This window comes from Bacillus sp. AFS040349 (assembly GCF_002577655.1).
Lineage (GTDB): Bacteria > Bacillota > Bacilli > Bacillales > Bacillaceae > Metabacillus.
Genome location: NZ_NUMC01000008.1, coordinates 1 through 23193 on the forward strand (window position 1 = coordinate 1; position 23193 = coordinate 23193).

A 23193-nucleotide genomic window follows, 5' to 3' on the forward strand; every position below is an offset into this window, starting at 1 on the left:
GTTAATCGAAATTAACGTTGACACGCTTGGTTTTGTTTAGTTTTCAAAGATCATTTGTTTATCAAGCAACTTTCATATTATAACAAACTTCAAAACTTAAAGTCAATAGTTTTTTTATTTGTTATTTTTAAGTTGTCTGCCTGTTTCGCAGCAACGTATTCTAATATACCATCGTAACTAAACATATGCAAGTACTTTTTTTGAAAAAAATTAAACCCCTGCATTTCTGCAGAGGTTCTTTATTAACGATGTCTCATTTGTGGAAATAGTAATACATCACGAATAGAAGGAGAATTCGTTAAGAGCATTACTAAACGATCAATTCCAATTCCTAGTCCACCTGTTGGAGGCATACCGTATTCTAAAGCTTCAATAAAGTCTTCATCCATCATATGAGCCTCGTCATTACCCTGCTCACGCTCTTTAAGTTGTGCTTCAAATCTTTCCTTCTGATCGATTGGATCATTTAACTCTGTGAAGGCATTTGCGTGTTCACGAGCAACGATAAACAATTCAAAACGATCAGTAAAACGAGAATCTTCATCGTTTTTCTTAGCTAATGGGGAAATCTCCACCGGATGACCGTAGATGAAAGTAGGTTGAATTAATTTCTCCTCTACTTTCTGTTCAAAGAATTCATTTACAATGTGACCATATTGCATATGTTCAGTAATCTCTACATTATGTTCTTTTGCAAGATTTCTAGCTTCTTCAATCGTCATTTCCTTCCAGAAGTCAGCACCTGTATGTTCTTTAATTGCATCTACCATATGGAGCCTTGTCCACTTCGGCTCAAGATTCACTTCATACTCTCCGTATTGTACAGTTGTTGTTCCTAACACTTCTTTCGCACAATGAGCAATGACATTCTCGGTTAATGTCATGATATCTTGATAATCAGCATAAGCTTCATAAAGTTCAATCATTGTAAATTCAGGGTTATGACGAGTTGAGACTCCTTCATTTCTGAATACACGACCGATCTCATAAACTTTTTCTAATCCACCTACGATTAGACGCTTAAGATGTAATTCTATAGCTATACGCATATATAAAGTCATGTCTAATGCGTTATGGTGTGTAATAAACGGACGAGCAGATGCCCCACCTGGAATAGAGTGCATAGTAGGCGTTTCAACTTCTAGATATCCTTGGTCATCTAAATACCGTCGCATCGCTTGAATAATTTTACTACGAGCAATAAATGTTTTCTTACTTTCAGGACTCATGATTAGATCTACATATCTTTGGCGGTAACGTTGTTCAATATCTTTTAATCCATGGAATTTATCAGGTAGTGGACGTAATGCTTTTGTCAGCAATTCGAACGATTTCACTTTTATCGATAGCTCGCCAACTTTAGTCTTAAATACTACACCTGTTACACCGATGATATCGCCAAGATCAGCAGTATTGAAAATCTCATATGCTTCATCACCTACTGCATCTTTACGAACGTAGATTTGAATTTGACCTAATAAGTCTTGGATATGAGCGAAACCTGCTTTCCCTTTACCTCGCTTCGTCATAATTCTTCCCGCTATCGTAACAGTAACTTCTTTTTCATCTAATTCTTCTTTTTCTATTCCTTCGTATGTAGCAATGATGTCTTCAGTTTGATGTGTTCTTTCAAAACGCTTGCCGAATGGATCTAACCCTTTTTCTCTTAAATTATGTAGTTTTTCACGTCTAACTTTGAGTTGATCACTCAATTCTTCTTGATTCATTTCTTCCTGACTCATACTAACACTCCTATCTTTACAAAATGAAAAGCAGAAAACTGCCAGGAATTCTGGCAGTAAAAACAGCAAAATAATAGATAAGCACTAATCTAAATATTAACCTGCTTGGCTAGCACTATCTTCTTTTACTTCCATCTCTAAAACAAATTCATCTAATAGATTAACAAACTCATCCCTAGTGTTCATTAAATTGATGTCATTACGTACTTTTGCATTACCTCTGATACCTTTAAGATACCAAGCAGCATGCTTTCTCATTTCACGAACAGCAACATTTTCATTTTTTAATGTTACTAGACGATCTAGATGAAGCTTGCAAACTTCCATCTTCTCACGCACACCAGGTTCATCCATCAATTCGCCATTTTCTAAAAATTTAACCGTACGATAAATCATCCATGGATTTCCTAGTGCTGCGCGACCGATCATAACACCGTCAACACCCGTTTCATCTAGCATGCGCTTTGCATCTTGAGGTGTTGTAACATCACCATTTCCTATTACAGGAATGTTAACAGATTCTTTTACTTCTTTAATGATATCCCAATTTGCTGTACCTTCATACATTTGTACTCTAGTACGACCATGAAGAGCTACTGCTTTTCCACCTGCACGCTCTATCGCTTGGGCATTTTGAACGGCATAAATATGATCATCATCCCAGCCCATGCGCATTTTAACTGTAACTGGCTTATCTACCACTTCTACAACTGCCGATACCATGTCATAAATTTTGTTTGGATCTAAAAGCCATTTTGCCCCTGCATCACATTTTGTGATTTTCGGAACTGGACATCCCATGTTTATATCAATAATATCAGCTGTTGTATTTTTATCAACAAATTTAGCCGCTTCAACAAGTGTATCCTTTTCACCACCGAATATTTGTAAGCTTAGTGGTTTTTCACGTTCATCAATATAAAGCATTCCCATTGTTCTTGCATTTTTTAAAAGGATAGCTTTATCACTTACCATTTCAGCACATACTAATCCAGCGCCAAACTCTTTAACTGTTAGTCTAAAAGCTGCATTACACACTCCTGCCATTGGGGCTAAAACGACTCTGTTCTTTAATTCAATATCGCCAATCTTAAACATTCTGCATACCTCCTTTTGCTAGTAGTTTAGTTTGGGGTTAATTCCTCTACTGTTACATTAAGGGATTTTGCTACATCCTCTATAAACTCTTTACTGGGTTCGCGATTTCCTCTTTCTATTTCGCCTAATACAGAAACAGAAACACCAAGATCCTTGGCAAAACTCTCTTGGGTATATCCTTTTAATTTTCTAAAAGCGCGAATACGTCTACCCCATTTTTCTGCTTCCATATTCGTACTCCTTCTTTATCTTGTAATTGATCTATGATAGTTGAAATTGGTTTATCTAAAGTAGGAATGCTTATGTCTTTGTTTAATTCATACAAAGGGATAAGAACAAATGCTCGTTCATGCATTCTAGGATGAGGAACAATTAATTGTTCTGCTTCAATATTTTCATGATTATACAACAAAATGTCAAGGTCTAAAGTTCGTGGTCCCCATCTTACTTCCCTTTTTCGGTCAAGGTGTTTTTCAATTTCTTGGAGAGAAAGAAGAAGCTGAGGTGCTGTTAAATCAGCGTTAACATGAATAACCATATTTAAAAATTGGTCTTGGTCTGTGAAGCCGACCGGATCTGTTTCATATATTGAGGAAATATTTACCACACTTATTGAAGGATGTTGATTGATTCTCTTGATGGCGTCGAGAAGATATTTTTCCCGATTTCCTATATTCGAACCAAGTGCTATATAGACATCATTTTTCATGCTCTTCCCCTTCTTATTTCAACAGCGACTCCCTTATAATGTCCAGGAATTGGAGGGTCTGGCTTAATCACTTTTACTGTACAAAAATGAATAAGCGGGAATTCTGTTAGTAGTTTCTTTGCAATCTGTTCTGCTACAGATTCTACTAGCTTATAAGGCTTGCCTTCAACTATATCCTTGCAGCATTTATATAAAGATGCATAGTTAACACTATACTCTAATTCATCAGTTTCTCCAGCCTTTTTTAAATCCAACTCAACAACTAGGTCTACTCTAAAACGTTGACCAAGCTTATTTTCCTCTTGAAATACACCATGGTATCCGTAAAACTCCATACTATCTACATATATTTTATCGATTGTTTATTCCTCCTTTACCTAACATAACATCCATCATTTTAGCCATTCTGGACATCTCTAACACATCATGTATTCTTATAATTTGGCATCCCTTTTGTATTCCTAAACAAACCGTTGCACCTGTTCCCTCCATACGTTCCGTTGGAGGAACATCAAGAATATGTCCTATAAATGTTTTTCTCGAAGTACCTAACAACACAGGATATCCTAGCTGGACAAAAGCATCGAGATTTCTCATAACCTCAAGGTTGTCATCCATTGTTTTTGCAAATCCGATCCCTGGATCAAGAATGATTTTCTCATCCTTTACTCCTGCTTCTTTGGCAATTGTCACAGATTCCATTAAGTCTACAATCATATCAGGTATTAGCTGTTCATAATCTTTATTTGTTCGATTATGCATTAAAATAATCGGTACATCGTATTCTGCTGCAACCTTTGCCATATTTGGATCAGCCTTCGCTCCCCAAACATCATTTATGATTGATGCTCCTGCTTCTATTGCTTGTTTAGCTACTTCTGCTTTATAAGTATCAATTGATATCGGAGCTTTAATAACATGGGAAAGATTTTTTATAACAGGAATAACACGATCTAACTCTTCTTCCTGTGTGACTGTACTAGCTCCAGGTCTAGTTGATTCTCCACCAATATCAATTATGTCTGCACCCTGTTTAAGCATTTCCTCCGCACGATCAATCGCAAGGTCTATGCTGCTAAATTTTCCTCCATCGGAAAATGAATCAGGTGTTATATTTAAGATCCCCATGATTAACGTTTTATCATGATAATTAAGAGTATAATCTCCACACTCTATAATCTGTTGCTTTGTTAAAATTTCCATTATCCTCAATCCTTTATAACTCATGTATACTTAATAGTTTGGTCTTATAGTGAAGATACAACTCAGTTAACTTCTTACTGTACTCCCCGTCATTCCCTTGGAAATATTGCTCATGTATTTTTTTAACTGGAACAATCTCTTGAGACGAATTTGTTAAAATCACCTCAGTAGAACCGAACAAATGTTCTTTATCGTAAAAACCTTCACATAATGGAATTTCTAATCTCTCCAAACACTTGGTGATAAACTGTCTTGTAATTCCATTCAAAATTCCAGTCTCTAGTGATGGTGTGTACACAATGCCTTCCTTCACCCAAAAGATATTAGAAACAATACCTTCTGCCACATACCCTTTTTCAGTAAGAAAGATACCTTCCAAATTTGGAGTTGCTTGAAGTTCCCGCTTTCCTAAAATATTGTTTAAGTAGTGATGGGATTTTAAACGTTCCTTTCCTTCAGGTGTGTTTCTTCTTAAGTTAAGAATAGCAGCTTCCTTTTCGATCATATTAACTTGTGGAGCTTTTCTAATAAAACACATGATTGTCGGCTTATGATAATCCTGAAGGAGTTTTCCAACCTCTCCAATACCAGCTGAGATGTTTAAACGCACTGTAACATCTTCATTTTGACAATTATTTATCTTTAAAAGCTCCTGAATCATCTCATACATTTCTTCATAATCAATTCTATATAAGATTCCTAATTCATCCACTGCCTGTTGTAGCCTTGCTAAATGATCATATAGCAAAAAAGGAAAACCCTTATAAATTCTAAATGTTTCAAAAACCCCTAAGCCATAAAGAAAGCCATGATCAAATGGAGAAATCGTGGCTTCTGAATCTTTTATAAACTGTGAATTACTGTATATATACACGCTTATTAGCTCTTTTCTAAAGGTTTATATTGAGTAATAAAATTTCTAAGTAGGTCTTTACCGAATGTAGTCATTATCGACTCAGGATGAAATTGCACCCCTTCAATGGGTAATGTTTTATGGCGGAGGGCCATAATTTCATTTTCATCCGTCCATGCCGTTACTTCTAAGCAGTCCGGTAACGTTTCATTTTTTACAATTAAAGAATGATAACGAGTGGCAGTAAATGGATTCTCCATTCCATTAAAGATCGTCTCACCGTTGTGATGCATCTCTGATGTTTTACCATGCATCAAACGCTCTGCACGTACTACATCTCCACCGAATACTTGAGCAATTGACTGATGACCAAGACATACTCCAAAGATAGGAATTTTCCCAGCGAAATATTCGATAGCTTCCATGCTAATACCTGCTTCATTAGGACTGCATGGTCCAGGGGAAATCATTAAAAATTGTGGATTTAACTCTTCAATTTCCGCGATTGTTATCTCGTCATTTCTCTTAACAATCAATTCTTCACCTAATTCACCTAAATACTGAACTAAATTAAATGTAAATGAATCATAATTATCAATCATTAAAATCACTATACTCACCTCAACCTAATATTTTCTCTTCTTTGCTCAACTCAATAGCTTGAACTAACGCTCTTGCCTTCTTTAAAGCTTCTTTATATTCATAATCCGGATTAGAATCAATAACAATCCCTGCCCCAGATTGAACATACCCAAATCCATCTTTTGTGATCATTGTACGAATGACAATATTTAATTCCATATTTTCATCAAAGCCGATCCAACCTATTGAACCTGTATAAATTCCTCTTCGGGTTGGTTCAAGCTCTTCAATAATTTCCATTGTTCTAACTTTAGGTGCCCCTGTAATTGTACCACCTGGGAAGGTCGCTTTGATAACATCTGCATAATTTGCTTCTTTTTTTAATCTCCCTTTCACATTTGAAACAATGTGCATCACATGTGAATATTTTTCAATGACCATAAATTCATTTACATGAACAGAGCCATACTCACAAACTCTCCCAAGGTCATTGCGCTCCAAATCAACAAGCATCACATGTTCGGCTCTTTCTTTTTCATTTTCAACCAACTCATTTGCAAGTTTAAAATCTTCTTGTTCATCTTTCCCTCTTGAACGAGTACCTGCAATTGGTCGTGTACTTACAACATCACCTTGTCTTTTAACAAGTAATTCCGGGGAGCCACTTATTATTTGAAATTCAGGAAAATGTAAATAAGCCATATATGGAGACGGATTGACTTTACGCAATGTCTCATAAATTTTAAATGGATTGTTTTCCAATGCAAAATGCTGTCTTACAGACAAATTAACTTGGAAAACATCTCCTTGACTAATATAGGTTTTAATTGCTTCAACAGCTTTTTTAAATCCCTTTTCAGAAAATGTTATTGGGTTAGATGATGGTCCATTTAATATTAACTCTGGTTGTTTAACGTTCTTTACTTCAGAGGTCCAACTATCCTTCATTTTCTGCAGTTTATTCTCAGCCTGCTGTTTTTCTTGTTCATGATAATAGTGAGTGATTAACCATAGCTTGGACGTCTGATGATCATAAACAGCTACATCATCAAAAAGAAGAAAATATATATCAGGTGTTTCTAAATCATCTACAGCTACAGCAGGTAATTTTTCAAAATGTCGCACACAATCATAGCTAATAAAACCAATGGCACCACCTTGAAAATCCGGGAGATTAGGATCTGATTCAGTATAGTACTGTTGGAACCAATCTTTAAAAAGATCAAGAGGCTTTCCCTCTTTTACAATGGTTCCTTGTTCATTTGTTATCATCAGCTGCTCATTTTTTCCCATTACCGAGGCTATAGGCTTAATACCCGCGATACTATATCTTCCACCACGACCACTTTCTAAGATGGCATGCTGTTCTTCATCTTGTGTAAGGTACTTATATTGATTAAAGAAATCTTGTTCATAATCAAAATGTATACTTAACGATGCCCGTCTGTGTTGCATGACTAATCTCTCCTTTAAAACTCTTATATCCATTTTACATAATTGTGTGAAAGAAAACATAGTATTTTAGCTTTTTCTTATAAAATTAGTATGCTGCTTACCTAGAGGAAATATAAAAACACAACAAGTATAGGAATCATTAAAATAAAAAGGAGCTGACAAAGTCAGCCCCTTCTAAAAGTTTAATTTATAAATCAAATTGATATAAAGGTGTACTTAAGTAACGCTCACCGTTACTTGGGATAACAGCTAATACTTTTTTACCTTTTCCTAATTCCTTAGCTACTTTTAAAGCTGCAAAAATTGCTGCACCTGAAGAGATACCGCCAAGAATACCTTCTTCTTTAGCTGCTCTTCTAGCTGTTTCAAATGCTTCCTCGTTTTTAACAGTGATGATTTCGTCATAAACATTTGTATTTAAGATATCTGGTACGAATCCAGCACCAATACCTTGGATTTTATGTGGACCTGGTTTTCCGCCTGAAAGAACCGGAGAATCTGTAGGCTCAACTGCATAAATTTTAATAGATGAATAGTTTTCTTTTAAAACAGAACCAGCACCTGTGATTGTCCCACCTGTACCAATACCTGCGATAAACGCATCTAGTTGATCGCCCATTTGTTCAACAATCTCTTTACCAGTAGTTAAACGGTGTACTTCAGGGTTTGCTTCATTTTTAAATTGTTGAGGCATAAAGTAACCATGCTCTTTTGCAAGCTCTTCAGCTTTACGGATTGCTCCTCCCATACCTTCAGCTCCAGGAGTTAGCACTAATTCTGCTCCATATGCACGTAGCAGGTTTCTACGCTCTAAGCTCATTGTATCAGGCATAACTAAAATCGCATTAATCCCCTTAGCTGCTGCTACCATCGCTAAACCGATTCCAGTGTTACCACTAGTAGGCTCAATGATTGTGTCGCCAGGTTTTAAATCACCCTTCTTTTCTGCAGCTTCGATCATAGCAAGTCCAATACGATCTTTAACACTACTTCCAGGGTTCATAAACTCTAGTTTTAGGTATACATCTGCACTATTATCATCAACAAGTCTGTTTAACTTTACAACCGGTGTTTCACCAATTAATTCATGTATAGAATTTGCTACACGTGCCATACTATTCCTCCTCTATCCCGAGTAAATTTATTGGATTTATAAGAGTAATATATCAATTTAATTCAAAATTGTCAAAACCTTTTATGCTATTTGTACTAATTTTTCCCTATTTCATTTTCATAAAACCAAGATACACCAATCTCTTGCCACAATGGCTCTGCAGTCACAGACCCTTCCATTTGCTCAAGTGCTATTTGTCTACGGATCTGGTCCTTTACCTCATCATACGAATACGTTTTACCAGCCAATTTTTCCTTCAGGAGCAGAACAGCATAACCCATATTCACCTTTATCGGGTGACTCCAGTCTCCTGCAGAAAGCTCAGGAGCAATCTCCAAGTATTCCTTCGAGACATAATCATTGTCTGTAGAGATAAAGCCGATATCTCCACCCTGATTTGCTGTAAATTCATCAATTGATACCTCGAGTGCTAAAGCTTCAAAGCTAGAACCGCCGGCAAGTTCTTTGATAATAGCTTTTGCTTCTTCTTCTGTTTTGACAACAATATGTGACAAGTGATAGATATCTTTTATATCATAGAGTTCTTTATTATTTTCATAAAATGAGCGAAGATCTTCTTCAGGAACCTCAACATCTTTTGTTAAAAGCTCCTCTAATAAAATACTATATCGGATTTGCTCTTCCCAATTCTGCTCTTCGGAAAACTGTTCTTCATCTAGAGATGTATACATTGATTTATAAAAAGTTAGTTCCCGTTCAATAACCTCATCAGATACCGATATATCATATCTTTGAGCAAGTTCCTCAACAACTTTTAAGTTCACTAATTCCCTTAGTGTGTCTTTGCCATAGCGTGTTTCTAGCTCAGCCATCCATTGTTCTCTAGTGATGGTTGATTCACCGATTGTTGCAATGACTTCATCTTCCTGTTCATCACCAATAACAGGAGTTATTCCATAAGGATTAATAAAATATGCAACCGTTAAACAATTTAGAATGACTAAGCCGAAAATAACACTCCATAAAGTTTTCCCGCTCAATCTCCCCAACTCCCGATAAAACTTATCGTTATTGACTTGCGGCTTTCTTTAATTCCTCTAAATCCTCTCTAGTAAGCAAATAGGTTTCATTACAAAAATGACACTGCGCTTCAGCTTGACCTTCATCATCAATCATTGACTGAATCTCATCTACTCCCAAACTAACAATCGCATTTTCAATTCGTTCTTTTGAACAATGGCAATGGAATGAAACAGATTGTTTTTCAAGAATCTTTACATTCCCTTTACCAAGCACCTCATCTAGGATCTCTTCAGGTGTTAAACCTCTTTGTATTAACTTAGAAATAGGCTCAATACTGCTCAGCCTATTTTCTATTTCAGTAATTGTTTCATCATCAGTTCCTGGGAGCAACTGAATAATAAATCCACCTGAGGCCAAAATTGTATTATCCGGATTAACTAAAACCCCTACTCCTACAGAGGATGGAACTTGTTCTGATGTTACAAGGTAATATGTAAAGTCTTCTCCCAATTCACCAGAGACAATTGGTACTTGTCCGGAAAAGTTATCCTTTAATCCAAGATCCTTTACAACCGTTAGCATCCCTTCTGTTCCAACAGCCCTTGCCACATCAAGCTTGCCCTGAGCATTTAAATCAAAATGAGTTTGAGGGTTTGTCACATATCCTCTCACTTCACCTTTTGAATTACTATCTACCAAGATAACGCCAATTGGCCCTTTTCCTTCAACTTTAATTGTCAGCTTTGCATTACCTTTTAACATGGACCCCATCATAACTCCTGCCGTCATGGCACGTCCTAGAGCAGCTGATGCTGTAGGCCATGTTTGATGTCTTCTTTGAGCTTCAGCAACGGTTTCTGTCGTTCTTGTTGCATATGCCCTCACTTGATTGTTATACCCCATGGCTTTTATTAAATAGTCGTTCATAGTTAACTCCCTTCATTTTGCACCACTAACCGGTACACTAGAAAAATTACTTATGCATTAACGTTACGTTCATAAATTAGTTGTAAACCTCTTAATGTTAGAAATGGATCAACAATATCGATACAATCGGATTCCTTAGCAATTAAAGAAGCAAGTCCCCCAGTCGCGATGACTTTGGGTACTTTCTTAGATTGTTCTTTCATCCGTTTAACAATACCTTCAACCTGACCAACATATCCATATAAAATACCTGCTTGCATAGCACTCACAGTATTTTTTCCAATGATATTGTCAGGTCGGGTAATTTCGATTCTCGGAAGCTTAGCTGCTCTTGAATAGAGCGCCTCTGTAGAAATATTTATTCCCGGGGCAATTGCACCACCCATATATTGCTTCTCTTCATTCACATAACAGTATGTAGTAGCTGTGCCAAAATCAACAATAATTAGCGGGCTTCCGTAATCCTGAATGCCTGCAACTGCATTAACGATTCTGTCTGCTCCAACCTCACGAGGATTTTCATATTTTATGTTTAAACCTGTTTTAATTCCAGGACCAACAACCAGCGGTTTTATGTCAAAATATTTACTACACATTCTCTCCAGCGCAAACATGATCGGTGGTACAACCGATGAAATAATAATACCTTCAATTTGCTTGAAGGATATATTCACATGTTCAAATAAGTTCTTTATCAACATACCAAACTCATCTTCTGTTTTGTTTCGACTCGTTTCTATTCTCCAATGATGCTTTAAAGCATCCTGTTCATATACACCCAAAACAGTATTTGTATTTCCTACATCCAATACAAGAATCAAAAGGATCACCACTTTATCTGTTCTATTTTATATTGACATTCCTGTTATATTTTATCATAAAGTTACTCTACTTCCATCTTTGAGACTACCGTGAATAGGTAAGAATAACAAAAATGTATAAAGGTTAGCAGATCACACTATTTGTTCATCTTTTTTGCACATAAAAAAGATCGACAACAGTATATGTCATCGATCTTTTTTCTATTATTTCTCAGAAGATTGCTCATCTTCTTTTTTACTGTTAATATTCACTTTTACATCATCTGAACTTTCACCATTTTCCTGGTTACTTGTTACCGGACGATCTGGAAGCTTGCCTTTTTCAACAAGACTTGAGATTTGAGCTGCATCAAGAGTTTCAACCTCTAATAATGTTTGAGCAATTAATTCAAGCTTCTCACGATTATCAGTAAGTATTTGTCGTGCACGCTCATAGCTTTCCTTGATGAAACGTTGAATTTCCATATCAATTTCATGTGCTATAGCATCACTATAGTTTTGCTCATTATGGATATCGCGTCCTAAGAACACTTGACCACCCTGAGATTGACCAAATTGCAATGGACCAAGTTTCTCACTCATTCCATATTCAGTAACCATTTTACGAGCAATGTTGGTCGCTCTTTGGAAGTCATTATGTGCTCCTGTACTTACTTCACCGAAGACAATTTCCTCAGCTACACGACCACCAAGTAAACCAGTGATTTTATCAAGTAATTCAGGTTTTGTCATAAAGTAACGATCTTCTTTAGGTAACATAACTGCATATCCACCTGCTTGACCACGAGGGACAATGGTTACTTTATGAACCATATCTGCTTCATCTAACACGACACCAATAATTGTATGTCCCGCTTCATGATAAGCAACAATATTACGTTCTTTCTTGGAAATAACACGAGTCTTTTTAGCAGGACCAGCAATTACTCGGTCTGTTGCTTCATCAAGATCTGTGTTGTCAATTTTCTTTTTATCCTGCCTTGCTGCAACAAGTGCCGCTTCATTTAACAGGTTCTCTAAATCCGCACCCGAGAATCCAGGCGTACGAGCAGCAATTGCTTTTAAATCGACTGACTCATCTAACGGTTTATTACGAGCATGAACTTTAAGTACTGCCTCACGACCATTTACATCTGGGCGGTCAACCGTAATTTGACGGTCAAAACGACCTGGACGTAATAACGCAGGATCAAGAATATCAGGTCTGTTTGTTGCAGCAATAATGATAATACCTTCATTAGCTCCAAAACCATCCATCTCAACAAGTAATTGGTTAAGGGTTTGTTCACGCTCATCGTGTCCTCCACCTAAACCAGCACCACGTTGACGACCAACCGCATCTATTTCATCAATAAAGATAATACATGGAGCATTTTTCTTCGCATTTTCAAATAAATCACGAACACGTGAAGCCCCGACACCGACAAACATCTCAACGAAATCAGAACCACTGATTGAGAAGAACGGTACTCCCGCTTCACCTGCAACTGCTCTTGCAAGCAATGTTTTACCGGTACCTGGAGGTCCTACTAATAGAACACCCTTAGGAATTCTTGCGCCTAGCTCGGCAAATTTACGAGGATCTTTTAGGAATTCAACAACCTCGACTAGTTCTTGCTTCTCTTCATCAGCACCCGCTACATCTTTAAACTTAACCTTTTTCTTTTCCTCACTGTAAAGCTTGGCTTTACTTTTACCGAAGTTCATAACACGGCTACCACCGCCCTGAGCTTGGTTAAGTAAGAAGAAGAATAAAATAAAGATAATAACGAATGGAATGATTGATGTGAAAAATGTAACCCATCCACTTGTTTCTTCAGCTGGCGCAACATCCAATTTGCTTACATTGTTTGCTTCAGCAGCTTTATCAACACGATCCAATCCTTGTTCGGTTGGTATGTACGTTAGAAAGGTTTCGTCTTCTGAATAACCTTTCATTTTACCTCTTACTTCAAATACACCTCGAACCGGCTGTACAGTCATTTCTGTTACATTTCCATTATTTAAGTCAGAAATGAATTCATTATACGTTATTTGCTCCGTTTTAGGATTAGCACCTGTAAAGAAGCTAACAACTCCAATGATGACTAAAAATATTAGTAAATAAAATATGGTATTACGGAAGATCCGATTCATTCCTTACCTCCTCCCACAGTAAACACGACTATTTTAAATAGTATCATAGAAAATCATGGTAATACAACAAATTAGAAATTGAGATTATTTTTGATAAATCTCAGGCTTTAACACTCCAATATATGGAAGATTCCGGTACTTTTCCACATAGTCTAATCCATACCCTACAACAAAGGCATCTGGTACTTCAAAGCCTACATAGTCTGCGTTAATATCAGCTTTTCTTCCAGTTGGTTTGTCAAGCAGTGTAACAATTTTGATTGATTTTGCCTTACGATAGCGGAATAGTTTAACAAGATAGCTTAGTGTTAAACCACTATCAATGATATCTTCAATGATCAGGATGTCTCTTCCCTCCACTGAAGTATCCAAGTCCTTGATAATTTTTACTTCTCCAGAAGAAACTGTTGATGTTCCATAACTCGAAACATCCATAAAGTCCATTTCCAAATATGTATCAATGTTCTTTAATAGGTCGCCCATAAAAGGCATTGCCCCTTTTAGAACACCTATTGCAAGTGGAAATGAGTCCTTATAATCCTCTGTTAGGATTGCTCCAAGCTCTTTTACCTTTTCTTGGATTTGCTCAGATGTTACTAAAATTTCTTCAATGTCTTGTCTCATTAATGTGTGCCCCCTAGAAGATTAGCTCCTGAATTGTAATACAATACATCCATCCCCTTCTATATTCTCAGCCTCATAACTAGACTTTTTTAGACCAGGAATCCAAAGGATGTTCCCTTTTCCATCTTCTACGATTGGCCATGAATGCCGGCTATGTAATGGGATTTTCTCATCAATAAATATATCTTTTACCTTTTTTGTACCGTTCATGCCTTTCAATTTCATTTTATCTCCCTGTTTTCGTGTTCGTACGATTAAAGGTTCATATAGATCCCGACTATTAAGTAGAAATATGTCGTTACCCTTTGCATGAACCCCAGTTTCACTAACAAAACTGCAGGATATGCTGCCATTCCCGTTTGGGATTGACAAAACAGAAGGGATAGTAAGATCTAAGCAATATTCTATTGCTTCTTTATGTTCAAAAGTAAACAAACACGTATGATATGACTTTATCACTTTTAAACCGTCTGGGTAATCCAGTGAACCTGAAGGGTGATTCTGCGAGAGCAGCGCCTGCAAACTCTCAATATGTATAGAAGAAAGGGAAGATGGAATATTTACATATAGATAGTTTAATATTAGTTTAATCCCTCTTCTTTGTAAAGGCAAAGGTAGGCTTAAGAACCTTTTGATATCCATTTCAACAGCCGATTTTTCTTTTCTTTTGATTACTTTATTCATGCTTTCCTCGGTTAATACCTGTAAATACGATTCATCCTCTAATAAGGTTTCACTAAAATAGCGAAATCTTTCATGAACAAGTGGATTTTCTTGTTTTAAAAAGGAAAGAACATGCTTCCTAAATCGATTTCTTGTGTAATCACTTTTCTCATTACTTGGATCAAATCTTGGCATTAACTCATTTTCTTTACAATAATCAAGAATTTCTTGCTTGGAATAGGCTAAAAGAGGTCTTATTAGAAACCCATTATGATAAGGTCGCTTCATTTTCATACCAGCTAATGCCTCACCCGTACTACCTCTTACCATTCTCATTAATATGGTTTCCACCTGGTCATCTCCATGATGACCAAGCGCTAGATAGTCGGCTTGATATTTATCTAAGACTTCTGTAAAAAATTGATAACGACATTCCCTTGCAGCAACTTGGGCACTTATTTTTCTTGTTTTAGCATAAGCAGAAACATTGATTTGTGTTACTTCACAGGTTATTTGATATTCCTTACAGAAGTTGATAACAAAATGCATCTCATCTTCAGATTGCTCTCCCCTAAACATATGATCAACATGTGCTGCCACAATATTAAGGTTCATTTTATCTCTAACTTGATAGAGTAAATGAAGCAATGCTAGTGAGTCAGGACCACCAGAAACACCTACTACAATTGTTGATCTATCTTCAAACAATTGCTGTTTTTGAATAATGGCCTCAAAATTTTTCACCATTTTCCCCTCTTTTAACGAATTGCTATGGTTTTAACCTATAATAATCCTACCACTTTTCTGGTAAGAAAAACAAAAAAGAAAGGCCTCGTTCACATATTCAACATATTTTTACTACAAATTAACATTTTTACATTAGAACATGGTAAACATAAAGTGAATAGACAACAAAAACACCTATTAAAATAACTAGTGTCTCAAGAACATGACTTCTTTTCTTCTGTTTCTTTTTATTCTGTTTCACTTGTGTTCTAGAATGTTGAGGTTGAGGCTGTGTTTTTTTCTTTGTTGATTGCCTTCCTTTTGGAGGGCTTTGTTGTTGCTTGGATACCCTTGTTTGATATGACTGTGAACGAGGTTTATCTTTACTAGCTTTATTAGATAATAACTGAATAAAGCCTGACTTCATTTCCTGCGCATTAGTGTATTTCCCTAATAATGCTTGTTGTAAAACATCTCTATGTTGATTTAAAAAAGGATGCTGATTGATTTTATCCATTAACTGGGCTTGTCCATCACGATCACTCATTTTCTTAAATCGTTTCGGATAGGCAGCATTAATAATAATCATTGCAACCGAGAACAAGTCATATGTTGGCTCTGCTTTACGGTTACCCATTCCCCAATAGCCTCTATCAAAAAACTCTGTGAACTCTTTAATAGATCGCCCTTGCTGGGTTGTGCCTCCAACATCAATACATCTTATTTTAGGTGGTGGACCTGACACAATTAAATTTTCAGGTTTTAAGTCTCCAAATACCCAACCTTCCTGATGAAGTTTTTCCAAATTGGTAAGTAACTGAAGTGTGAGTACAGTAGACCACTCTATTCCTCTTTGTTCAACAAATTCAAGAAAGTTTTTTCCTTGTACATATTCCATTACATAAAATGAAGTTAATTTTTGGGAATGATCTTTCCAATCATCTACATCAAGCAAAGAAGGCCCAAGTGAAGTACCTTGGACCTTAGAAAAATGTTTTAGCACATTTACCTCAGAAGTAATCGCCATGCTATTTTCACTAAGCTTAATTGCTACTTTACCTTGTCTACTATCACCTAAGTAAACACTGCCTGTTGCACCTTGTCCAAGCGCTTTTATAATGGTGTAACTCTCCCCATTCCATTTTCCAACAATCGTTGTTCCTGGTGAAAGATTACATGCCTGATTCATCGTAGTAATCTTCTTCGTTTCTTAATAAACTTTTTAGGGAGCGTTTTTTCTTAAAATGCTGAATGGCTTCTCTTATTGCTGGACCAGTCGGCGTAATACCACCTGTAGATAATTTCGGAAAAATAGATGATAAAGATTCTAATTTTGGTGTCCAATCAAGCACTTTTTCAACCTCATCCTTTTTCCCAGGAAATACCAGCACAGCATAACGATTATCACCTATTCTAGAATTTAGACTTATTGACAGATCTAATAATGCTTCCTTTACAGTTGGTAACTTCGGTTTCATACTAGCACTTGTATCAACTAAAATGAGAATTTCTAAACTAGCAGTCTCACCAAGTTCATCCACTACCTCCATAACTTCACCACGCTTTTCAGGTGGCAGCTCTTCCATTGAGGTACTCTTACCTAAAATTTGTTGAAGTTCTTTATTCACAACACCTTGAAGTGTTTGAGTCATTGCCTTTCTTGTTACATGTTGAACAGTTTGTGAAAGCTGATGTGCATAGACAATTTGATGTACTCCTCCACCAGACATCGCAATCCCTTCAACTTCTTGGAGTGATTCTTGGTCGATTACATTTTCCTCTAATACACCAATTACATTAACTGTGATTCCTTGTTCATTAGCTAATGCTGCCATTGCAATTGGATCTTCCCCATGATTTGAGCAACCATCAGTGATTAATAAAATTTGTTTTAAATGACCTTTCTCCATGTTTACCCTCCTAGAGAGATGATTTTCATTCTCCAAAATTTTTCCCTTTGCTTAACAGAAAAATAGACTATTACCATACTCGCCAGAAGGGGCTTATTTTATACTCTATTATTATCCTATTTTCTTTGAGGAAACAGGGATGCTTGCCCATTTAGGTGTATTATGCTCAATAGATGAAACAACAACTGTCATATCATCTTCTATTTTTCCTGATCTTGTTCTAATCACCTCTTCCATAATCAAATCAGCTATTTCCTGAGGATCCGTTGTTTTCATTTCACTAATTTTACGCTTCATCCATAGATCATAATTTTCAACATGTTTAGGACCTTCAAAAATTCCATCACTCATCATAATCAATAAATCTCCCGCTTTAAGCTTCTCGCCAACAACATCAACATCAAAATCCTCTATAATGCCCATAGGTAGATTACTAGCCTGGATTTTTATAATCTTTTCTCCACGTTTGATAAAGCTTGGTGTAGAACCAATTTTCAAGAATTTACTGCTACCATCCTGTAAATCGATAATTGCTAAATCTAACGTTGAGAAAATTTCATCTGTTGTTCTTAAACTTAAAATAGAGTTAATTGTTTTAATTGCCACTTTTTCTTCAATACCAGATTGTAATATTTTCTGAAGTAGCTTAATCGTTTCATTACTTTCAAAATGAGCTCTAACCCCATTTCCCATTCCATCACTTATTGCAACAGCAAACTTACCAACTCCAAGATCAATCATGGAATAACTATCTCCGGATACTAATCCGCCTCCCTTTGCTGCATGAGCAACACCCGTTTCAATTCGGTATCTTTTAGCTGATCCAAATGAAACATGACAATAACCATTAGGGTAGTTTGCACATTCCTCTTTTTTAACAATAATGGATTCCTCCAAAATATCAGACAACATTGGAGCTATAATTTTTTCACACTCTCCATGTCCATTACAGAAAGGAATACTCATCTCTATATCAACATTTCCTTGTTCCACGCTATAAATATCAACGTTTACAATTTCAATGCCAAAGTTTTGCAATGCATCTAAGATCTGTTCTTCCTGAACAAAATGATTTTCTCTTTCTCTTTTAATTTCCTTTGACAGATCACCCATAACATTCGATACACCTAATAACTGTTCAGCAACTAATCTGCGACTTTCCTGAACCTCTTTCTTCAGCTTTTGATTTGCCTGAAAATAGTTGATTTCCTGCTCAATTGCTTCTTCTACTCTACTTGCCTTAGAACAATGTCGATCAAACTCTTTCTTTAATTTCATATTATTCTGGTACGTATTTTGCTTATTTTCATGCATAATGTTTTGCATCAACTCATATGTTTTATCAAAGTTTTCCACCCAGCATTTTTCTTTTTTAAAGCAATGCTGACAGGTACTTTCTGTAATCCTACTTAAAAACAAATCTGTTTCTCGTTGTTCTGTATCTTCATATTCATCTTTATCATAAAACGTAGTAAAACTCTCTGATAAAGCATTAAAAACTTGAGAAAATTGTTCAACACGATGCGCTGTTACATCACGTATTTTTCTTACATATTGTTGTTGCTCATGCGCATGTTCATTTGTGCCAGGAATATGCTTAGCCAATCGACCAGTTACTACTTTTGGAGTAATTAAAAATAATAGAATCGCAATCATTGACTCAATTAATGTTGTCATTAAGTCAGCAGAACCTTGTCCGTATAAAGAAATAAGAATTGATCCAACCAAAAGTCCAATTGAGGTTCCTAGTTTATTACCTTCACGTAATAATCCACCTAACAATCCGGAAAAGGCGAGAAGACTCATATGATAAAGGTTTCCTACATTGGCCAAGCTTAAAATTAACCCCGTTACCACACCAACTGTACAACCAATGCTAGATCCCCCAATAAATGCAAACAAGAGAACAATATATCTCGAGAAAATGTGCTCAGCTTGCAGGTTTTGGAAAGAAACTCCTACCATTCCTGTCATCACCGAGGCTAAAAGTATCATAATGCAAATAATCTCTTCAATTTTTAGTGATTGCTTATACTTTCGTGCCGATATCAATGGGATACTCTGAAGAAAAATTAACGTTAATATAAATGATAAGCCTGACTCGACTCCTGCCATCATATAATCATATAAAGTTAGCGACGATTTAATTGCAAAAGAGTAGGCAATTCTTGTCAGAGCCACCGTACTAAAGATAACAAATGGTAATACCCTTAACTGATCCTTAAAAAAATAGGATGTTAAACGATTCAGAACAAGAAAACCAATGATAGATACTGTGATGACTAATGCAACCTCAAAAGAAACCGTTAAACCCCCGGCAATCAATGAAAGCCCTGCTAATGCTACTTTATCCCGCTTCATAAGAAAAATAGCGCCGAAGAATGGAAGAGCAAAAGGTAATACCTCCGACAAAATGATAGCTCGTCCCAATAAAAATCCGATCAAGGCATAAATGATTCCTTTATGTAAGAGGAAAAGCTGCAGCTTAGATGAAAATCGGTGAAAGATTCGATTGAACACTTGTTGGGTTTTGTCCATTCCCAAATCAGATATCGGCTCCATTAACCTTCTTTCTACTTTTTCCATTTTTCATTCCCCCACTTATTCATATTGGTGCTATTATATCGAAGGTCTATTCAGGAATTTGTCAAAAGAAGGTGAACTATTCCAAAAACCGTTCGACTGTTTTTGAAGTATGCGACAAATATCTAATTCTTCTAGAGTATTTTGCTTATGCTATTCGTCAAATTGTTGTGAATTGTGTTGTATAGGGTCAAGAATAGTCTAAAGAATGTTTTGATGAGTTTTTTAAGAAGTAGAGATACTGTTTTTGGGGTATTTTCTATTATTATTAGGATATTTCATTGTCCTAATGGAAGAGACATGCTACGTTCTTGTTCCTGTTAGTTTGTATTTATGGATATGAACGACCTTTTACTTTCTATTCTTGTTGGTTTTGTCGTTCATCGGCCTCATGAACGATATTCTGCTTCCCTCTCCCGGTGAGTTTGTCGTTCATCAGCCTTATGAACGACATTCTGCTTCTCATCCCTATCAATTTTGTCGTTCACCTTAATAAATATAACTTCCTTACGGTGATAATCTAAATTAGTTTTAAACACAAAAAAACTAGCTACATTTCTGCAACTAGTTTTTTAAAATATGACCCATACGGGATTCGAACCCGTGTTACCGCCGTGAAAGGGCGGTGTCTTAACCGCTTGACCAATGGGCCTCAAGTATCATGTTTTTATATGGTAGCGGCGGAGGGAATCGAACCCACGACCTCACGGGTATGAACCGTACGCTCTAGCCAGCTGAGCTACACCGCCATAGTTATCAAACGCTCCTTGGGGAAAACCGTGCTCGTCATGTCTCTTGTCAGACACATTCCTCGCAAGCCTACAAAGGAAGATGATTCAGGATGTTTACGGCTCGCTCTAGCCAGCTGAGCTACACCGCCATAGTTATCAAACGCTCCTTGGGGAAAACTGTGCTCGTCATGTCTCTTGTCAGACACATTCCTCGCAAGCCTACAAAGGAAGATGATTCAGGATGTTTACGGCCCGCTCTAGCCAGCTGAGCTACACCGCCATATTGGACCTCTATTAGGCACAAATAATATAATACAATTCAATTTCACATACGTCAATATCAAAAATAAATTTAGCATTCTTCTTCAATACATGAAAAAAGAGAAAACATCATCAATGTTTTCTCTCTTTTTAAAAATGTATATGAAAGCAGCAAGCTATCCTCTTCTAGCTCCACGACCACCACGTTTTGATTCTGTATTGCGTTTTAATGAAGCTAAACGATCTTCACTATCTTTTAAGAAACGATTCATTTTTTGTTCAAAATTTTCTTTATTATTACTGTTGTTGCGGAAATCATTTCCTCTTGATCTTGGGCGATCTGAATTTCTTGGACGTTCCTGACGTTGTGGACGCTCTGGGCGTTCTGGACGATCTGGACGATCGATTGCCTTTTTAATTGATAAGCCAATCTTTCCGTCATTTTCTACATTGATTACCTTAACTGTTACTTCATCTCCGACTTTTAAGTGATCGTTAATATCTTTCACATAATTATCGGCTACTTCACTGATGTGAACAAGTCCTGTTGAACCACCCGGTAACTCCACAAACGCTCCAAAATTCGTAATGCCCGTTACCTTTCCCTGTAACTTGCTGCCAACTTCAATCGACATAAAAATAATGCTCCTCCTTAAACAGATAAAAAATCATTCAAACCTTTATTATATTATACATAAATAAAAAAACTAGTGTCAACAAGGCTAATCTTTTATATTAAAGATGATCTCATTGTCGTCTGACAAGAAATAGTCTCTTCTTGCAATCTTAGCAATATACTCATCATCATTAAGCTTCACTATTTCTTCTCTTAATATTTTTTCTTCCTTTTGTAAACTTGTGAGTTCTTCTTCAAGCTTATTCTGTTGCTCAAGCTTTTCATCAATTGCAACTGATTGCTTATATAAGGTGGTTATAATGATGGAGGAAGTGATAATAGCTAATAGTCCTAACACGAATAATCGTCTGAATAAGCCTCTTTTTCGTCTGTTTGAAATTTGCTGTTGTCTCTCTTGCTCCATTGCATATTGTGATTGTAGCTCTGTAATTTTCTTCGATCTCTCGAGACTCATACTAGTCCTCCTTACTTCTTCCTAAATTGTTGCCACCAGGTTTTCATCTTATTAGTTGTATTCTTGACTTTTTTGAAATTTCCTGCCATTTTGGCAATATTTCTTATTAGGAAATTCCTTATCCCTCTAGGAACAAGTTTCCACAAAAGGATAAAAATCCATTTCAGAGGTGCTAATAAGATTTTAACCAATGAATATAGGAATTGAAAGACCCATTTTATAATACTCCAAAGAACATTTAAAGTTCCTAATAAAATGACGATAATTAGTTGAATGAGTCCCTTTATTGGTCTAACAATCATCGCTCGTCCAATATTAACTAAAATTCTATATAATCTTATGCTTGTCTGTATTATGCGCTCTAAAAGGCTTAAATATATTTTCTTGAAAAGACTCTGATAAGCTGCATATCCACAAAGGACAGCCAGGAATATATAAATCCTAAGTTCACCTTCATTTACAAGTAACAAAAGATAAAATAGGATAAGTCCTTGAACGACCCAAAACATAAAGTCATTTATGAAGACAACCCATCTGGCTCTTAATGGCCGCTTTAAAAAGCGACCATATGTATCGAGAGCTGCCCCAATCCAACTTCCCATTCCTGCCATTGCTATCATTGTATAAAACTGTGTTGATAAACTCATTTAAATAACTTGCTAAAGAGTCCTTTAGCTTTCTCCGCATGCTGCTCATCTAGATAAATCAGATCAAAGATTCTGCTTCCTTTAATGGAAACAATCCCTTTATCAACATCTAAATTTTTCATTTGAAGGTTTTGTCCGCGGATCGCTAGTGCACCCATGACTGTGTCTAATAAAAATTCCTCATTATCAAAGCTTTCTACCTGTTTTACACCTGTAATTTCTAATAATTTTCTTCCTCGCATGATTACATCATGCTCTTGAATTGTTCCTTTATGGACAGACGCATTATTTTCATAGTATTGACTCATATTCTACCTCCGAATTCTAATAAAG

At 36.3% G+C, this 23193-nt stretch carries 23 protein-coding genes and 2 tRNA genes; all 25 read right to left on the reverse strand.

Annotation, left to right across the window (positions count from 1 at the left end; genetic code table 11):
* Positions 1-242: 242 nt before the first annotated feature.
* Positions 243-1742: a lysine--tRNA ligase gene (lysS, locus tag COD11_RS01910; RefSeq protein ID WP_176550945.1), complete on the reverse strand. Its 1500-nt coding sequence runs from the start codon at positions 1740-1742 to the stop codon at positions 243-245.
* Positions 1743-1838: 96 nt separating this feature from the next.
* Entirely contained in the window at positions 1839-2840 is a 1002-nt protein-coding gene (gene dusB, locus COD11_RS01915; protein ID WP_098795070.1) for a tRNA dihydrouridine synthase DusB, read from the reverse strand.
* A gap of 26 nt (positions 2841-2866) precedes the next feature.
* Positions 2867-3070 carry a helix-turn-helix domain-containing protein gene (locus COD11_RS01920; RefSeq protein ID WP_098795071.1) on the reverse strand — a complete coding sequence of 68 codons (204 nt, stop codon included), beginning with the start codon at positions 3068-3070 and terminating at the stop codon, positions 2867-2869.
* Complete coding sequence (gene folK, locus COD11_RS01925; RefSeq protein ID WP_098795072.1) at positions 3022-3549, reverse strand: 2-amino-4-hydroxy-6-hydroxymethyldihydropteridine diphosphokinase; 528 nt, start codon at positions 3547-3549, stop codon at positions 3022-3024. The genes COD11_RS01920 and folK overlap by 49 nt, the downstream gene beginning before the upstream one ends.
* Entirely contained in the window at positions 3546-3908 is a 363-nt protein-coding gene (gene folB / locus COD11_RS01930) for a dihydroneopterin aldolase (RefSeq protein WP_098795073.1), read from the reverse strand. The genes folK and folB overlap by 4 nt, the downstream gene beginning before the upstream one ends.
* Positions 3901-4752: a dihydropteroate synthase gene (gene folP / locus COD11_RS01935; protein WP_098795074.1), complete on the reverse strand. Its 852-nt coding sequence runs from the start codon at positions 4750-4752 to the stop codon at positions 3901-3903. The genes folB and folP overlap by 8 nt, the downstream gene beginning before the upstream one ends.
* Positions 4753-4765: 13 nt before the next feature.
* Positions 4766-5626: an aminodeoxychorismate lyase gene (pabC, locus tag COD11_RS01940; protein WP_098795075.1), complete on the reverse strand. Its 861-nt coding sequence runs from the start codon at positions 5624-5626 to the stop codon at positions 4766-4768.
* Positions 5627-5631: 5 nt separating this feature from the next.
* Positions 5632-6216, reverse strand: coding sequence for an aminodeoxychorismate/anthranilate synthase component II (gene pabA, locus COD11_RS01945; RefSeq protein ID WP_098795076.1), 585 nt, complete (start codon positions 6214-6216; stop codon positions 5632-5634).
* Between the two features lie 10 nt (positions 6217-6226).
* The gene (pabB, locus tag COD11_RS01950; RefSeq protein ID WP_098795077.1) at positions 6227-7642 is read right to left on the reverse strand and encodes an aminodeoxychorismate synthase component I; all 1416 of its coding nucleotides are present in this window, start codon (positions 7640-7642) and stop codon (positions 6227-6229) included.
* 187 nt (positions 7643-7829) lie between these two features.
* The gene (gene cysK / locus COD11_RS01955; RefSeq protein WP_098795078.1) at positions 7830-8756 is read right to left on the reverse strand and encodes a cysteine synthase A; all 927 of its coding nucleotides are present in this window, start codon (positions 8754-8756) and stop codon (positions 7830-7832) included.
* Positions 8757-8851: 95 nt separating this feature from the next.
* Complete coding sequence (locus tag COD11_RS01960) at positions 8852-9757, reverse strand: peptidyl-prolyl cis-trans isomerase (protein ID WP_098795079.1); 906 nt, start codon at positions 9755-9757, stop codon at positions 8852-8854.
* Positions 9758-9785: 28 nt separating this feature from the next.
* Positions 9786-10667, reverse strand: a complete 882-nt coding sequence (gene hslO, locus COD11_RS01965; RefSeq protein WP_098795080.1) for an Hsp33 family molecular chaperone HslO — start codon at positions 10665-10667, stop codon at positions 9786-9788.
* A gap of 50 nt (positions 10668-10717) precedes the next feature.
* Positions 10718-11488: a type III pantothenate kinase gene (locus COD11_RS01970; RefSeq protein WP_098795081.1), complete on the reverse strand. Its 771-nt coding sequence runs from the start codon at positions 11486-11488 to the stop codon at positions 10718-10720.
* A gap of 204 nt (positions 11489-11692) precedes the next feature.
* Positions 11693-13624 carry an ATP-dependent zinc metalloprotease FtsH gene (gene ftsH / locus COD11_RS01975; protein ID WP_098795082.1) on the reverse strand — a complete coding sequence of 644 codons (1932 nt, stop codon included), beginning with the start codon at positions 13622-13624 and terminating at the stop codon, positions 11693-11695.
* 84 nt (positions 13625-13708) lie between these two features.
* The gene (gene hpt, locus COD11_RS01980) at positions 13709-14248 is read right to left on the reverse strand and encodes a hypoxanthine phosphoribosyltransferase (RefSeq protein ID WP_098795083.1); all 540 of its coding nucleotides are present in this window, start codon (positions 14246-14248) and stop codon (positions 13709-13711) included.
* Positions 14249-14269: 21 nt separating this feature from the next.
* Positions 14270-15658: a tRNA lysidine(34) synthetase TilS gene (gene tilS / locus COD11_RS01985; protein ID WP_098795084.1), complete on the reverse strand. Its 1389-nt coding sequence runs from the start codon at positions 15656-15658 to the stop codon at positions 14270-14272.
* A gap of 127 nt (positions 15659-15785) precedes the next feature.
* Positions 15786-16826: a protein kinase domain-containing protein gene (locus COD11_RS01990; RefSeq protein ID WP_098795085.1), complete on the reverse strand. Its 1041-nt coding sequence runs from the start codon at positions 16824-16826 to the stop codon at positions 15786-15788.
* On the reverse strand, positions 16810-17583 hold the full coding sequence (locus tag COD11_RS01995; protein WP_255301517.1) for a vWA domain-containing protein: 774 nt from the start codon (positions 17581-17583) through the stop codon (positions 16810-16812). The genes COD11_RS01990 and COD11_RS01995 overlap by 17 nt, the downstream gene beginning before the upstream one ends.
* A gap of 75 nt (positions 17584-17658) precedes the next feature.
* On the reverse strand, positions 17659-20133 hold the full coding sequence (gene spoIIE / locus COD11_RS02000; RefSeq protein WP_098795087.1) for a stage II sporulation protein E: 2475 nt from the start codon (positions 20131-20133) through the stop codon (positions 17659-17661).
* A 577-nt stretch (positions 20134-20710) separates the two neighbouring features.
* Positions 20711-20782: transfer RNA gene (locus tag COD11_RS02005), tRNA-Glu, on the reverse strand.
* 20 nt (positions 20783-20802) lie between these two features.
* A tRNA-Met gene (locus tag COD11_RS02010) sits at positions 20803-20879 on the reverse strand.
* 419 nt (positions 20880-21298) lie between these two features.
* Positions 21299-21757: a S1 domain-containing RNA-binding protein gene (locus tag COD11_RS02015; protein WP_098795088.1), complete on the reverse strand. Its 459-nt coding sequence runs from the start codon at positions 21755-21757 to the stop codon at positions 21299-21301.
* An 87-nt stretch (positions 21758-21844) separates the two neighbouring features.
* A complete protein-coding gene (locus COD11_RS02020; protein ID WP_098795089.1) occupies positions 21845-22213 on the reverse strand; it encodes an FtsB family cell division protein in 369 nt (122 codons plus the stop codon).
* Positions 22214-22224: 11 nt separating this feature from the next.
* Positions 22225-22860: a spore cortex biosynthesis protein YabQ gene (gene yabQ / locus COD11_RS02025; protein ID WP_098795090.1), complete on the reverse strand. Its 636-nt coding sequence runs from the start codon at positions 22858-22860 to the stop codon at positions 22225-22227.
* Complete coding sequence (yabP, locus tag COD11_RS02030) at positions 22857-23168, reverse strand: sporulation protein YabP (protein WP_098795091.1); 312 nt, start codon at positions 23166-23168, stop codon at positions 22857-22859. The genes yabQ and yabP overlap by 4 nt, the downstream gene beginning before the upstream one ends.
* Between the last annotated feature and the right edge of the window lie 25 nt (positions 23169-23193).